The following is a 14114-nucleotide window of genomic DNA, read 5'->3' as shown; positions in this document are numbered from 1 at the left end:
TCGCAGCACAGATTTTAGTTGGAACGTAGTCCACTCTATGCAGCTCTGGAGCCGGTTCCAGACGACCTTAGTATTAGAACGACAGCCTCCCTGACAGGCACTTTTACGCCGAGCAAAACAAAAGGCCGCCGGGTGCGAACACCCGGCGGCCTCGAGACCTGCAAGCTAGACGCCTCGCGATCAGTTAGCGGTCCACTCGGCAACGCGCTCAGGGTGTTTGGCCACCCAGTCCTTGGCCGCGGCTTCCGGTTTGGCGCCCTCTTGAATTGCCAGCATCACCTCGCCGATTTCATCCTTGGAAGCCCACTGGAACTTCTTCAGGAAGGCCGCAACCTCCGGCGCCTTCTTCTCCAGGCCTTTGCTGCCGATGCTGTTGACGGTTTCAGCGGCGCCGTAAACACCTTTCGGATCGTCCAGGAAGCGCAGCTTCCACTTGGCGAACATCCAGTGCGGCACCCAGCCGGTGACCGCGATGGAGTCCTTCTTCTCTTCGGCACGGGTCAGTTCGGCGATCATCGCCGCGCCCGAACTGGCTTGCAGCTTGTAGTCCAGGCCGTAGTCCTTGATGGCCTGGTCGGTCTTGAGCATCACGCCCGAACCGGCATCGATACCGACGATCTTGTTCTTGAAGGTGGTGTCATCCTTCAGGTCGGCGATGCTCTTGGGCTTGACGTACTCCGGCACGATCAGGCCGATTTTCGCGTCCTTGAAGTTGGGGCCGTAGTCGACCACCTTGTCTTTGTTCTTGGTCCAGTACTCGCCGTGGGTCACCGGCAGCCAGGCCGACAGCATGGCATCCAGCTTGCCGGTGGCCACGCCCTGCCACATGATCCCGGTTGCCACAGCCTGCAACTTCACGTCATAACCGAGTTTCTGCTTGATCACCTCAGACGCTACATACGTGGTCGCCACACTGTCCGACCAACCGTCGACATAGCCGATGCTCAGGGTTTTGCTATCGGCGCTGGCCAGGGTTGAACTGATCGCAAGTACCAGACCGGCACCTGCGCCTAAGAGTCGTCGCATCTTCATCGTTACTTCCCCGAAAGTGCTGCGCCCGACGGATGCCGAGCCGCGTCAACCTGTTGTTATGGTGCTCAGCGCCCTCATCACGCCCCACCAACTTGCTCGAACATCAGCGCGATTGCCCTATGAGAGCCCTGACGCGTCGATCATCAACCTGACGCCAAAGGTGACCTGCTCTGACTGCGACCTCAAAACATTCAGCAACGACACCAGTTCGCCAGTAATCAGGGCATGCCCAAAACAGTCGCCCAATCCCGCCCGAACTTTGCATGTCAAAATCATGCAGGCCACCTGGGCAGCGGCAAATCCGGGTAAGATGCCCGGCTTTGTTTCCTGACGGCCTGACCATGCCCTCGATTGCCCGCTTCCCGCTCCTGCCCTATCTATTCGCCTGCCTGCTGGGAGTCTTCGCGCTCTGCGGTTTCTGGTACGGCCTCGGCCAGCCGGTGGTGCTGCCGGATGTCGCCAGCGCCAGTCACAAGTTGCAATGCGCGTCCTACACCCCGTTCGACAAGGACCAGTCGCCCTTCGACCAGCCGTTCAAGTTGCGCCCGGAGCGCATGGACGCCGACCTGGCATTGCTGGCGACCCGCTTCGAGTGCATCCGTACCTATTCCATGACCGGCCTCGAAGCCCTGCCGGACCTGGCGCGCAAGCACGGCCTGAAGCTGATGATCGGCGCCTGGATCAACAGCAACCCGGTGGACAGCGAAAAAGAGGTCGACCTGCTGATCGCCTCGGCCAATGCCAACCCGGATGTGGTGAGCTCGGTGATCGTCGGTAACGAAGCCCTGCTGCGCAAGGAAGTCACCGGCCCGCAACTGGCCAGGCTGATCAACAAGGTCAAGGCTCACGTCAAGCAGCCCGTCACCTACGCGGATGTCTGGGAGTTCTGGCTCAAGCACCCGGAAATCGCGCCGGCGGTGGACTTCCTGACCATCCACCTGCTGCCCTACTGGGAAGACGATCCGTCCAACATCGACGCCGCGCTGAACCATGTGGCCCAGGTGCGCCAGGTGTTCGGCAACAAGTTCGCGCCCAAGGACGTGATGATCGGCGAAACCGGCTGGCCCAGCGAAGGCCGCCAGCGCGAAACCGCCCTGCCGAGCCGGGTCAACGAGGCCAAGTTCATCCGTGGTTTTGTGGTCATGGCCGAACAGAATGGCTGGCATTACAACCTGATCGAAGCCTTCGACCAGCCGTGGAAACGCGCCAGCGAAGGCGCCGTCGGCGGTTACTGGGGACTGTTCGATGCCGACCGCCAGGACAAGGGCGTGCTCGCCGGGCCGGTATCGAACCTGCCTTACTGGCCATTGTGGCTGGGTGTGGGCGAGGTGATCTTCCTCGCCACGCTGATCCTCGGTGGCCGGGTCCGCGGTACTCGCGCGGCCTTGGTCCTGCCTTTACTCGGCGCCCTCGCCGCCTGCTCCATTGGCGCCTGGGGCGAGCTGGCGCGAGTCACCAGCCGCTTTGCCGGGGAATGGTTCTGGGCAGGCCTGCTGCTGGCCCTGAACCTGTTGGTGCTGGCCCACGCGGCACTGAGCCTGAGCCCCCAAACCGGCTGGCGCCAGCGCGCTTTCGACAGCCTGGAAAAACGTGCCGGCTGGCTGCTCGCCGCCGCCGGTTTCGCCGCCGCGGTGATGATGCTGGAGCTGGTGTTCGACCCGCGTTATCGCAGTTTCCCCAGCGCCGCCCTGCTCCTGCCAGCCCTGGTCTACCTGTGCCGCCCGGTGCGGGTGCCGCGTCGCGAAATTGCCCTGCTGACCTTTATCGTCGGTGCCGGCATCGCTCCTCAGCTGTATCGCGAAGGCCTGGAAAACCAGCAGGCCTGGGGTTGGGCTCTGGTCAGCGTGCTGATGGTCGCCGCCCTGTGGCGCAGCTTGCGGGCTCGCAAAGCCTGATCAGAACCGTGTAGGAGCGAGGCTTGCCCGCGATGGCGTCGCCGCGGTTTAGCAGTCATACCGCGTCATCGTTGATCGCGAGCAAGCTTCGCTCCTACAGAACAGCGCGAGGCGCCCTTACCAGCCGCAAGGCACCGATGACGATGGCAAACACTGCCAGGCTGGTGTTGTAGAGCGCCAGTGCCGGAAAGCCGAACAGCAGCGCCAGCACCGCCAGGCTCCAGCCGGCACGACCCGGTATCACGAAGGCGATCAGGGCCGCCGCCAGCGCCGCCCAGCCCATGACCTTGAAGTGGATCAGCAGCCCCAGGCTGGAACGTGCCTGGCACTCCCAGCGGCTGGCTTCGTCGACACAGACGCCGACCCATCGAGCGTCCTCCATGAAGCCGTAGCGCACGCCATAACTGGCGGCCAGCCACAACGGCAGGACAACAAGCAGCAGAATCACGGGAAGACGGCGGGACATGAAGCACTCCGATAAGCGAAAACGGCGCCCAGCATAATCGCCCGAGGCCGGTAAGCAAGCGTGTTGCACAGATAACTGTTGAGCAAACAGCGACAAAGTGTATCGTCTGGCGACTATTACCGCCGATCCGGCTTTGCCCTGCCTTGATCGTTTTTTGGGCCGTGCCATGGCACTTCGGCAGCAACCCGGTGGTCATAGCCTGCGAACTTCACTCGGCACCTTCCTCTACAGGGATTTAGTCATGCTCCGTTCCTTGCGCTTCGCTGCCCTGTTTGGCGGCCTTATCTCGAGTGCGTCCGCGCTCGCGGTCGACATCGACGCCGCCAGCTATGGCTACCCCTTGACCAACCCGTTCGAGGCGACCATTGCCACCACTCCGCCGGACCTGCGTCCGAAGCTGCCGAGTGACGACGATATCAATCAGTCCGACCGCAGCCTGACCTTGCGCCCCGAGCGCGAATTCATCCTGCCGGACAACTTCTGGGCCGTGAAGAAGCTCACCTACCGCATCGCCGAGCAGGACCATGCCGCACCGCTGATCTTCCTCATCGCCGGCACCGGCGCGCGCTACGACAGCAGCCACAACGAATACCTGAAGAAGCTCTATTACCAGGCCGGCTATCACGTGGTGCAGCTGTCCTCGCCCACCAGCTTCGACTTCATCAGCGCCGCCTCGCGGTTCGCCACCCCGGGTGTGACCAAGGACGATGCCGAAGACATATACCGCGTGATGCAGGCGGTACGCGCGCAGAACCCGAAACTGCCGATCACCGATTTCTATCTCACCGGCTACAGCCTCGGCGCCCTGGACGCGGCCTTCGTCAGCAAGCTGGACGAAACCCGGCGCAGCTTCAACTTCAAGAAAGTCCTGCTGCTCAACCCGCCGGTCAACCTCTATACCTCCATCACCAACCTCGACAAGCTGGTGCAGACCGAGGTCAAGGGCATCAATAACACCACCACCTTCTACGAGCTGGTGCTGAACAAGCTGACCCGCTACTTCCAGCAGAAGGGCTACATCGATCTCAACGATGCCCTGCTCTACGACTTCCAGCAGTCCAAGCAGCACCTGAGCAACGAGCAGATGGCGATGCTGATCGGCACCTCGTTCCGCTTCTCCGCCGCCGACATCGCCTTCACCTCGGACCTGATCAACCGCCGCGGCCTGATCACCCCGCCCAAGTACCCGATCAGCGAAGGCACCAACCTCACGCCATTCCTCAAGCGCGCCCTGCAATGCGACTTCGACTGCTACCTCACCGAGCAGGTGATCCCGATGTGGCGCGCCCGCACCGACGGCGGCAGCGTGCTGCAACTGATCGACCAGGTGAGCCTGTACGCGCTCAAGGATTACCTGCAGGACAGTCCGAAAATCGCCGTGATGCACAACGCCGACGACGTGATCCTCGGCCCCGGCGACCTGGGGTTCCTGCGCAAGACCTTTGGCGACCGGCTGACGGTCTACCCCCATGGCGGCCATTGCGGCAACCTCAACTACCGCGTCAACAGCGACGCCATGCTGGAGTTCTTCCGTGGCTAAACATCTCCTGCTCATCGCTGCGTTATTCTGCGCAGGCTATGCCAATGCCGACGACGGCCAGACCGCGACACCCGTGGTCGCAGACGAGGATGGCTTCACCCAACCGCTCAAGCGGCTCAAGTTCAACCCGGGCCTGGACCAGCGCGAGTTCGAGCGCTCGACCCTCAACGCGCTGAACGTCTACGACCCGCTGGAGTCGTGGAACCGCCGGGTGTACCACTTCAACTACCGCTTCGATCAGTGGGTGTTCCTGCCGGTGGTCGACGGTTACCGCTACATCACCCCGAGCTTCCTGCGCACCGGTGTGAGCAACTTCTTCAACAACCTGGGCGACGTGCCGAACCTGGTCAACAGCCTGCTGCAGTTCAAGGGCCAGCGCTCGCTGAACACCACCGCCCGCCTGCTGGTCAACACCACCATCGGTATCGGCGGTCTCTGGGACCCGGCCACCAGCATGGGCCTGCCACGCCAGAGCGAAGACTTCGGCCAGACCCTGGGCTTCTACGGCGTGCCGGGCGGCGCCTATTTCGTCCTGCCGATCCTCGGCCCCTCGAACCTTCGCGATACCGCCGGATTGGCCGTGGACTACACCACCGAGTCGGCGATCAACTTCCTCAACGTCTCCGAGGTCAGTTCGAACCACCCGGAACTCTGGGTCCTGCGCAGTATCGACAAGCGCTATCAGACCAGCTTCCGCTACGGCCAGCTGGACTCGCCGTTCGAGTACGAAAAAGTCCGCTACGTCTACACCGAATCGCGCAAGCTGCAAATCGCCGAGTGATCCCTCCAGGGCCCTGCCATTCGTGCAGGGCCCTTTTCTTCGCCGCACCGATACCCTCGCCCTTCTCAGCACCTGCACCCTCTCCGGAAGCAGAAAAATCCTCATTGGAATTTCCCAAGCAAGTAGATACGATGCTAATCATTAGCTAGCTATCTATGTGCCTTGCCAATGAAAAGCCCCACCCTGCGAATCCCCGATTTCTGGCTGGCCGTCCTGGCTCCCAGCCGCAACGACCTGCTGTTCGCCATCAGGAACATGATCGCCGGGGGCATCGCCCTGTACCTGGCCTTTCGTTTCAACCTCGAGCAGCCGCAATGGGCCCTGACCACCGTGTTCATCGTCAGCCAGCCCAGCAGCGGCATGGTCCTGGCCAAGGGCGCCTTCCGCCTGCTGGGCACCTTTAGCGGCGCCCTGGCCTCGATCCTGCTGATCGGCCTGTTCGGCCAGGCGCCCCTGTTGTTTCTGCTGGCGATGGCGCTGTGGCTGGCCTTCTGCACCACCGGCGCTTCGCTGCTGCGCAATCATGCTTCCTACGGCTTCGTACTGGCCGGCTACACCGCGGCGATCATCGCCCTGCCCGCCACCACCCATCCGCTGCTGGTGTTCGACCAGGCCGTGGCCCGCTGTTCGGAAATCAGCCTGGGAATCATCTGCGCGGCGATCGCCAGCACCGTGTTGTGGCCGCGCCGGGTCGAACAGGCGCTGGCCACCCAAGGCAAGCTCGCCTGGCAAGCCGGCATGCGCGCCGCGGCCTCCGAGTTGATCGGCCAGGACCAGCGCAAAGGATTGCTGGAAGCCCTCGGCAAGCTGGTGGCGGTCGATGCCCAGCGCGATCACGCCTGGTTCGAAGGGCCTCAGGGGCGTCGGCGCTCCCAGGCCCTGCGGGTGCTCAGTCGCGACTTGCTGAGCCTGTTGCGCGCCGCCCGCGGCGTGGCCCGCCAGCGGCTGATGCTCGACAGCGCGGCGAATGCCGCGGTGGCAGCGCTGATCGAACAACTGGCCACGGCCCTGGAACACAGCCACGAGGCAGACATCGCCCAGCTGTGGGCACGCCTTCAAGAGGCACTGCAGGACCGCAGCCTGTCGCAGGATGCACATCTGTGCCTGATGCAATTGGCCCAGGTGCCGGCGCTGCTGGAACGCAGCGCGCGGACTCTGCAGGCCGTCGAGCAGGGCCGGGTACCCCATGGCGCGCCTGGCGCCCTGTCCTGGCACCGGGATATCGAGCAAGGCATCCTCGGCGGCCTGCGCAGCGCCCTGGCGTTTCTCGCCGTGGCCGGCTTCTGGGTGCTCTCGGCCTGGCCCTCCGGCCTGGGCGCGGTATCGATCTGCGGGGTGGTGCTGAGCCTGTTCGCCGGCCGGGAAAACCCTTCCGCCTCCAGCCTCAACTTCCTCAAGGGCATCGCCCTGTCAGTACCGATCGCCGGCTTTGTCGGCCTGGGATTGCTGCCCGGCTGGGATGGTTTCCCGCTGTTGTGCGTGGGGCTCGGGGTGCCGCTGTTTTGCGCTTCGCTGTGCATGAGCAAACCGCGGATGGCGCCAATCGCGTCGGCGTTCTGCATCTTTTTCGTCAACAACGTCGGCCCCGGCAACCTGATGACCTACGACCTGGCCAACTTCCTCAACAAGGCCATGGCGACCCTGGTCGGCGTCGGCATCGCGGTCCTGGTGTTTCGCCTGGTCAGCCTCAACCCCGGCGAACATCACTATCGGCGGATGTTCCGCGCCTCGCTGTTCGACCTGGCGCAACTCACTTCGCGCCCGCTGGAGCAAGCCGAGAGCTGGTTCGGCGGGCGCATGGCCGACCGCTTGATCCGCCTGGCGCGCTACTCCGAAAGCCTGCCCCAGGAACGCCGCCAGCACTGGGACAACGGCCTGCTCGGGCTCGACCTGGGCGACGAACTGCTGCAATTGCGCGCCAGCCTGGGCGCCGCGGTCGGCGCCCTGGGCGTCGAGCGCGGGCACTACCTGCAGAGCATCGCCACGCAGCTCAAGTCGGGCGGACCGACGCCACGCCGCAGCGATCGACTGGATGCTCCGACCGTCGCCCTGCTCAAGGCCCTGGAGCAGGCGCCGCAACTGCCGGAACAGGACCTGGAAATGGCCAGGGCGGCGCTGCTGCAACTGCAATTCACCTGGCACAAATGGTGCCGCCTGACTCGCCACGAACCCGGCGTGGCGGCTGTCGCCCAGGGGCAATGAGCGGGCAAAAAAAACCGCCACGCGCCGGTTGCGGCGGGTGGCGGCATAACGCCCTGGGAAAGCCCCTCAGGCTTGCAGCAGCGGGAACAGCGAAATCACCAGCAGCAAGGCCATGCCGTAGTTGAACAGGCGCAGCCAGCGCGGATCGCGCAGGACATTGCGCAGCACGCTGCCGAATCCGGCCCAGACTCCGACGCTCGGCGCGTTGATCAAGGCAAACAGGCTGGCGATTACCACCACGTTGAAAAAGTAGCCCTGCAATGGCGTATAGGTGCTGATGGCCCCCAGCGCCATGACCCAGGCCTTGGGGTTGACCCACTGGAACGCCGCCGCCCCCCAGAACCCCAGCGGCCGGCCCTTGCCGTCGACTTCCTGGGACACCGGCCCGGAACGGGCGATGTTCCAGGCCAGGTACAACAGGTAGGCCGCACCGACATAGCGCAGCACCTTGTACAGCACCGGGTAGGCCTCGAACACGGCGCCCAGGCCCAGGCCGACGGCCAGTACCAGCACCAGGAACCCCGAACTGATCCCGAGGATATGCGGCACCGTGCGGCGGAACCCGAAATTCACCCCCGAGGCCAGCAGCATGGTGTTGTTCGGTCCGGGGGTCACCGAAGTGACAAAGGCAAACAAGGCGAAAGCCAACAACAAGTCGATCGACAACGGCATACAGTCATCCTGAGAAGTACATGCTCCGAACAGAGCCCTGAGTCATTGTTTTCGCCCCGGCGATCGCCACGGGCGAGGCTTATCCACGCTTACAGCAAGGACCCGATGAAGCCCGCTGCGACCATGGCGTAGAACGCGCCGCAGACCAGGCCGAAAGCCTTGCGCGTGCGGACGAAAAACGGCTCCGCCGAACGCGCGGAAAACGCCAGGGCGTAGGCACAGAAAATCACGAAGCCGGCGACCGCACAGCTGCCCACCAGCACGAAGCTGGCCCAGGAGGGCGCCGTGGCGCTGAGGCCGACGGTGGTCACGGTGAACCAGGTCAGGGCCGCCTTGGGGTTGGTCAGGTGGATGCCCAGCCCTTGCAGGTAGAACCCCAGCGTGCGGCTCTGTTTGGCCCGGGCGCGATTGAGGTTGACCGCGCTCGCGCTCAGGGCGCCGCGGATGGATTTGTAGGCCAGCCATAACAGGTAGCAGGCGCCGAGGATCTTCAGCCAGACCAGCACCTGGGTGTTGGACATCAGCAAGGCCGAGACGCCCGCGGCCGTCATCGCGCCCCAGCACAACGAACCGGAAATGACCCCGGCCGCCAGCGCCAGCCCCGGGGTACGCCCGTAGCTGAGCGAGGTGTTGGCAATCGCCAGGTTACCCGGGCCAGGGCTGGCGGTTCCGATGACATAAACGGCCATAGCAGCACCAAAGCTCGATAAATCAAACATTTGACGGTCTCTCGTAGAAGTCGCGGGAGCAGGGTTTACCAACCGGGATGCCGCCCCGCGCGGGCCGGCATCCCTCCTCGCTACTTGAAGCAGCGATGATCGGGTTCTTCGGCCCGGATCTTTTCCATCCAGGGTTTGAGTTCGGATTGCTTGTACAGCCGCTCGCCCCAGCGCTCGGGCGACACCGGCAGCGGACGGCCTTGCAGGATGTAGTCGGTCAACAGGTGGATGAACTGCTGCAGGCAATAGGCGCCGACATGCAGGCGCAGCGAAGACGCGGTTTCCGCCGGGGCGATGTTGAAACGCGCGACGTGGATGATGTCGCCGCTGTCCACCGAGGGCGCCAGGTGATGGCAGGTCGAACCGTAGGTTTCGTCCTGGTAGTAGATCGCATAGTGCTGGCTGCCCAGGCCGCGGTACTTGGGCGGCGCCGGGTGCAGGTTGATCGCGCCCTTGCGGGCCCGCTGATAGATGCTCGGCGGGAAGATGAAGTCGCCGCGATAGGAAATGATCCAGTCGCCTTCCCAGTCTTCCAGGTGATACGGATAGGGGTCGCCCGGGTCCCAACAGAACACTTCCAGGTTGGAAAAAACCGTCTTGGCGAATTCAACGCCGTGATCGCACCAGTCCATGGTGCACACCGACAATAGAACTTTGTCCTTGCATGGTTCGATGGTCTGCATAGTCTTTTCCACTATTGGCTGTTGGTACATTTCGAAAACACCCCCGGTCCGCCCTCCCCGCTAACCCTGCTGGCAGGCCTCGACTACCGCCGTGAAGCGCTCGACCATTTCGGCGATTTCCGCCTCGCTGGAGATGAAGGGCGGCGCGAACAGCACGTGGTTACCGTGAACACCGTCGGCGGTTCCGCTGCCCGGATAAATCAGCAGCCCTTGTTCCAGCGCCTGCGCCTTGAGGCTCGCAGCGTAACGGCCGCCACCGTGATAGGGCTCGCGGGTGTCCCGGTCCTGAACGAACTCCACGCCGACGAACAGACCGCGCCCGCGCACATCGCCGACATGCTCGAAGCGCGCCAGGCACTCGCGCAGGCCGTGGCGCAGTTGCTCGCCGCGCAGGCACACGGCCTGCAGCAGGTTCTCGTCCTGGATGACCCGCTGCACCTCCAGCGCAACGGCGCAGGCCAGCGGATGATTGACGTGGGTCTGGCCGTTGCCCAGCACCCCGGAGTTGCCCGCCATGGCCTCATGCACCTGGCTGCTGACCAGCAACGCCGAGATCGGCTGGTAACCGGCCGCCAGGCCTTTGCCGACCGCGACCATGTCCGGCACGATGCCGTCGTCTTCGTAGGCGAAGAACCTGCCGGTGCGGCCCATGCCGGCCATCACCTCGTCGAGGATCAGCAGCACGTCGTGACGTTCGCACACCGCCTTGATCTTGCGGAAGTACCCCGGCACCGGCGGCACCGCGCCGTTGGTGGAGCCGACCACGGTCTCGGCGAAAAACGCCGCCACCCTGTCGCTGCCCAGCGCCCTGATCTTTTCGTCCAGTTCCAGCGCCAGGCGCGTCCCGTACTGCTCGTCGCTTTCATCAGTGCCCTGATGGCGATAGGCATAACAGGGCGAGACGAATTCGGCGGACCCGAGCAACGGCTCGAAGACCCCGCGACGCTGCAGGTTGCCGGAAATCGACAGGGTCCCCAGGGTGCTGCCGTGGTAGCTCTGCTGGCGCGAGATAAAGATCGATTTGCCCGGCAGCCCGCGCTCGCACTGATACTGGTAGGCAATTTTCATCGCCAGTTCCATGACCTCGGAACCGCCGGAGAGAAACTGCGCCTTGGCCAAGCCGCCGGAGGCCCCCACCAGCAGGTCAGCCAATTCCTCGGCGGCGTCCGTGGTGAAGCTGCCGGCATGGGCCCAACTGAGCTTTTTCGCCTGCTGCTCGATGGCCGCGGCGATCCGTGGATGTCCATGTCCCAGGCTGGAAACGGCCACCCCGCCGCACGTGTCGAGGTAGCGTTTGCCCGAAGCATCCTCAAGCCAGACCCCAGCGCCATTGACGGCGTGAATCGGTGAGGCATTCAAGTTCTTGTAGATGACCGTTGACATGGATCCGAGCCCTTGCAGTTATTCGGCCTAACGGGTGTTTTCCGGGTGGTCCCACGCCGTCGAGCCTTGATGGAAACGCTGGCTGAAGCGCGAGGAATTGAATATCCGGCGCGCCCAGCCGATCGGTAGCAACACCACAGCGAACATCAACAACGAAAGCAACCTGAGCATGGCCTTGTCTCCTGAATAAAAAGTGAGTGAGCGATCAGTCCAGCGGGATCTCGTTGCGCCAGTCGACCTCTTCGACGAACTCCGGCTGGGTCGTGCGCTCGAGAATGAAGCTGCCCAGCACCAGCACATCCATCTCGGTGCGCATGAAGCAGGCGTAGGCTTCTTCCGGCTTGCACACGATCGGCTCGCCGCGCACGTTGAACGAGGTGTTGACCAGCACCGAGCAGCCGGTGCGCTTCTTGAAGCTGCGCAGCAGATGGGTGAACGGCGCGTTGTTTTCTTCGGTCACCGTCTGCACCCGCGCCGACAGGTCGACGTGGGTCACCGCCGGCAACTGCGAACGGATCGAGTTGATGCTGCCCAGGCCACGCTCGGGGCCGCCGGGCTGCAACGACTCGGCGGTCTTGATCGAATCGGTGACCTGCGAAACCATCAGCATGTACGGGCTCTTCTCGCAGATGTCGAAGTAGATCTGGGCGTCCTCGTCCAGCACCGCCGGGGCAAAGGGCCGGAAGGATTCGCGGTACTTGATCTTCAGGTTCATGGTGCGCTGCATCTCGGGATTGCGTGGATCGCCGAGGATCGAGCGCGCGCCCAGGGCTCGCGGGCCGAACTCCATGCGCCCCTGGAACCAGCCGACCACGGCGCCGTCGGCCAGGTGCCGCGCAGTTTCGTCATACAGCTCGGCCCCCTCGAAGCGCTGGTACGGATACTGGTTGGCGTCGAGGAACGCCTGGATCTCTTCATCGCCAAAGCCCGGCCCCAACAGGCTGCCGCTCATGGCGTCGAGCTTCTTGCTGCCCAGGTGCGGACGCCCGGTGCGCTTGACCGAATAGTCCATGGCCGCCCCCAGGGCACAACCGGCGTCGCCGGCCGCGGGCTGAATCCAGATCGCGTCGAAACGTCCGGAACGGCTGAGCACACCGTTGGCCACACAGTTGAGCGCCACGCCACCGGCCAGGCACAGGTTGCGGTAACCGGTCTGCCGCACGGCCGCGGTGGCCAGCCCCAGCACCACTTCCTCGGTCACCTGCTGCACCGAGGCTGCCAGGTCGCATTCGCGCTGGGTGATCGGGCTCTCCGGCTTGCGCACCGGACCGCCGAACAGTTCCTCGAACGCCTCGCCGACCATGCGCTCGCCACGCAGGTACTCGAAGTACTTCATGTTCAGGGTGAAGGAGCCGTCGGCGCGGATGTTGATCAGTTCCTTGCGGATCTTGTCGGCATAGATCGGCCGGCCGTAAGGTGCCAGGCCCATGAGTTTGTACTCGCCGGAGTCGACCTTGAAGCCGCAGTAATAGGTGAACGCCGAGTAGAACAGGCCGACCGAGTGCGGATAGGAAATCGAGTTCATCAGGTCGAGCTTGGAACCGTCGCCCTTCCAGATCGTGGTCGAATGCCATTCGCCGATGCCGTCGATGCACAGCACCGCCGCCTGCTCGAACGGCGACGGGAAAAACGCCGCCGCGGCATGGGAACGGTGGTGCTGCGAAGCGATGGTGAGCGGTCCGGTACCACGTCCCAGTTCCTCGAGTTTCTCGTCGATGAACTTGAGCACATTGAGCTTCCAGCGGATCCATTCCGGCATGGTGCTGATGAAGGTGCGCGCGCCGCTGATGCCGCCACTGGCGAAGGAGGAAATCATCCGCGAGAACTTTTCCTGCGGGTCTTCGTAGTAGACCACGGCGGTCAGCTCATCGAGGCCGATCCCCTCGGCGTCCAGGCAGTACTTGATGGCATTGGCCGGAAACGCCGCGTCGTGCCGCACCCGCGTGAAGCGCTCTTCCTGGGCCGCAGCCACCGGCACCCCGTCCTTCACCAGCGCCGCGGCGCTGTCGTGATAGAACGCCGAAATCCCTAATACGTAAGTAGCCATTTAAACGCTCATCCTCATAGCTTCATGCCAATCCATGGAAATTCCCTGTGTCTGTGCACAGTCCGTCATCCGTGCAACCAACTTGAGACCGGCAGGCTTTTTAATGCCGGAATCAACGACACCACCAACAACACACTCATTGAAATGTTGAACAGCCGGAGCCGGTTCGGCTCGCTGAGAAAGCGCCGCAAATAACGTCCGAACAGCACCCAGACCATCGAGCAGGGCGAGCCGAAGAGAAAGAAGATCAAGGCGATCAGCAGGATCTGCGCACTGTAGGAACCGACCGGCGTGGTGTAGGCCAGGACCGCGCCCACCGCCATGATCCAGGCCTTGGGGTTGACCCACTGGAACAGCGCCGCGCCGGTGAAGCCCAGCGGGCGCCCGCCCTGGTCGTCGAGATCGACCGTGGGCGCCGTGGCGATCCGGTAGGCCAGGTACAGCATGTACAGGGCACCGATCACCTGCAGGATGTCATGCAGGCTGGGATAACGATGGAACACCGCGCCGGCGCCGAGCCCCACCGCGATCAGCATCAGTGGAAAGCCGATGTTGATGCCCGCGACGTGGCGCAGGGTGCGGCTGATGCCGAAGTTGACCCCGGAGGACATCAGCATCACGTTGTTCGGCCCCGGCGTCACGCAGGTGGAAATCGCGAACAGGATGACGGCGTAGTAGTCCAGATTCTGCATGC

General features: G+C 63.6%; 13 protein-coding genes. 4 read left to right on the top strand and 9 right to left on the bottom strand.

Going from position 1 to position 14114, the window contains the following annotated elements; translation table 11 throughout:
• Positions 1 to 180 precede the first annotated feature (180 nt).
• Positions 181 to 1032, bottom strand: coding sequence for a glycine betaine ABC transporter substrate-binding protein (locus tag DK261_RS24995; RefSeq protein WP_009047763.1), 852 nt, complete (start codon positions 1030 to 1032; stop codon positions 181 to 183).
• A 341-nt stretch (positions 1033 to 1373) separates the two neighbouring features.
• Here DK261_RS24995 and DK261_RS24985 point away from each other — a divergent pair, with 341 nt between their 5' ends.
• Complete coding sequence (locus DK261_RS24985) at positions 1374 to 2927, top strand: beta-1,6-glucan synthase (protein WP_009047762.1); 1554 nt, start codon at positions 1374 to 1376, stop codon at positions 2925 to 2927.
• A gap of 94 nt (positions 2928 to 3021) precedes the next feature.
• Here DK261_RS24985 and DK261_RS24980 read toward each other — a convergent pair whose 3' ends face one another.
• A complete protein-coding gene (locus DK261_RS24980) occupies positions 3022 to 3393 on the bottom strand; it encodes a hypothetical protein (protein WP_009047761.1) in 372 nt (123 codons plus the stop codon).
• A 241-nt stretch (positions 3394 to 3634) separates the two neighbouring features.
• Between DK261_RS24980 and DK261_RS24975 the strand changes: the two genes are divergently transcribed.
• From DK261_RS24975 to DK261_RS24965, 3 genes are all read left to right on the top strand, one after another.
• Positions 3635 to 4933: a serine protein kinase PrkA gene (locus tag DK261_RS24975; RefSeq protein WP_009047760.1), complete on the top strand. Its 1299-nt coding sequence runs from the start codon at positions 3635 to 3637 to the stop codon at positions 4931 to 4933.
• Positions 4926 to 5714, top strand: coding sequence for a VacJ family lipoprotein (locus DK261_RS24970; protein ID WP_009047759.1), 789 nt, complete (start codon positions 4926 to 4928; stop codon positions 5712 to 5714). The genes DK261_RS24975 and DK261_RS24970 overlap by 8 nt, the downstream gene beginning before the upstream one ends.
• Positions 5715 to 5882: 168 nt before the next feature.
• Positions 5883 to 7916, top strand: coding sequence for an FUSC family protein (locus DK261_RS24965; RefSeq protein ID WP_110176705.1), 2034 nt, complete (start codon positions 5883 to 5885; stop codon positions 7914 to 7916).
• Positions 7917 to 7982: 66 nt separating this feature from the next.
• On the opposite strand, the gene DK261_RS24960 is transcribed toward DK261_RS24965, so the two are convergent.
• The 7 genes from DK261_RS24960 to DK261_RS24935 form a co-directional block, all read right to left on the bottom strand.
• On the bottom strand, positions 7983 to 8588 hold the full coding sequence (locus DK261_RS24960; RefSeq protein WP_009042782.1) for a LysE family translocator: 606 nt from the start codon (positions 8586 to 8588) through the stop codon (positions 7983 to 7985).
• 89 nt (positions 8589 to 8677) lie between these two features.
• Positions 8678 to 9307 (bottom strand): LysE family translocator, encoded by a 630-nt coding sequence (locus DK261_RS24955; RefSeq protein WP_009047757.1) that lies wholly within the window; start codon positions 9305 to 9307, stop codon positions 8678 to 8680.
• A gap of 80 nt (positions 9308 to 9387) precedes the next feature.
• The gene (locus tag DK261_RS24950) at positions 9388 to 9990 is read right to left on the bottom strand and encodes a formyltransferase family protein (protein WP_007931465.1); all 603 of its coding nucleotides are present in this window, start codon (positions 9988 to 9990) and stop codon (positions 9388 to 9390) included.
• A 60-nt stretch (positions 9991 to 10050) separates the two neighbouring features.
• The gene (locus DK261_RS24945; RefSeq protein WP_101282005.1) at positions 10051 to 11373 is read right to left on the bottom strand and encodes an aspartate aminotransferase family protein; all 1323 of its coding nucleotides are present in this window, start codon (positions 11371 to 11373) and stop codon (positions 10051 to 10053) included.
• A gap of 27 nt (positions 11374 to 11400) precedes the next feature.
• Positions 11401 to 11544 carry a hypothetical protein gene (locus DK261_RS33250; RefSeq protein ID WP_007931463.1) on the bottom strand — a complete coding sequence of 48 codons (144 nt, stop codon included), beginning with the start codon at positions 11542 to 11544 and terminating at the stop codon, positions 11401 to 11403.
• A gap of 34 nt (positions 11545 to 11578) precedes the next feature.
• Entirely contained in the window at positions 11579 to 13420 is a 1842-nt protein-coding gene (locus tag DK261_RS24940; RefSeq protein ID WP_009047755.1) for a carbamoyltransferase, read from the bottom strand.
• A gap of 65 nt (positions 13421 to 13485) precedes the next feature.
• Positions 13486 to 14112, bottom strand: coding sequence for a LysE family translocator (locus tag DK261_RS24935; RefSeq protein WP_009047754.1), 627 nt, complete (start codon positions 14110 to 14112; stop codon positions 13486 to 13488).
• Positions 14113 to 14114 lie beyond the last annotated feature (2 nt).

Origin of the sequence: Pseudomonas sp. RW409 (genome assembly GCF_003184125.1) — a bacterium.
Classification (GTDB): Bacteria; Pseudomonadota; Gammaproteobacteria; order Pseudomonadales; family Pseudomonadaceae; genus Aquipseudomonas; species Aquipseudomonas chlororaphis_I.
This window is presented reverse-complemented; position numbering and strand designations above follow the sequence as displayed.

Coding starts and splice junctions, on each gene's coding strand:
- DK261_RS24980 (WP_009047761.1), bottom strand. CDS start 3,393: ATGTCCCGCCGTCTTCCCGTGATTCTGCTGCTTGTTGTCCTGCCGTTG.
- DK261_RS33250 (WP_007931463.1), bottom strand. CDS start 11,544: ATGCTCAGGTTGCTTTCGTTGTTGATGTTCGCTGTGGTGTTGCTACCG.
- DK261_RS24955 (WP_009047757.1), bottom strand. CDS start 9,307: ATGTTTGATTTATCGAGCTTTGGTGCTGCTATGGCCGTTTATGTCATC.
- DK261_RS24995 (WP_009047763.1), bottom strand. CDS start 1,032: ATGAAGATGCGACGACTCTTAGGCGCAGGTGCCGGTCTGGTACTTGCG.
- DK261_RS24950 (WP_007931465.1), bottom strand. CDS start 9,990: ATGCAGACCATCGAACCATGCAAGGACAAAGTTCTATTGTCGGTGTGC.
- DK261_RS24985 (WP_009047762.1), top strand. CDS start 1,374: ATGCCCTCGATTGCCCGCTTCCCGCTCCTGCCCTATCTATTCGCCTGC.
- DK261_RS24945 (WP_101282005.1), bottom strand. CDS start 11,373: ATGTCAACGGTCATCTACAAGAACTTGAATGCCTCACCGATTCACGCC.
- DK261_RS24940 (WP_009047755.1), bottom strand. CDS start 13,420: ATGGCTACTTACGTATTAGGGATTTCGGCGTTCTATCACGACAGCGCC.
- DK261_RS24935 (WP_009047754.1), bottom strand. CDS start 14,112: ATGCAGAATCTGGACTACTACGCCGTCATCCTGTTCGCGATTTCCACC.
- DK261_RS24960 (WP_009042782.1), bottom strand. CDS start 8,588: ATGCCGTTGTCGATCGACTTGTTGTTGGCTTTCGCCTTGTTTGCCTTT.
- DK261_RS24965 (WP_110176705.1), top strand. CDS start 5,883: ATGAAAAGCCCCACCCTGCGAATCCCCGATTTCTGGCTGGCCGTCCTG.
- DK261_RS24975 (WP_009047760.1), top strand. CDS start 3,635: ATGCTCCGTTCCTTGCGCTTCGCTGCCCTGTTTGGCGGCCTTATCTCG.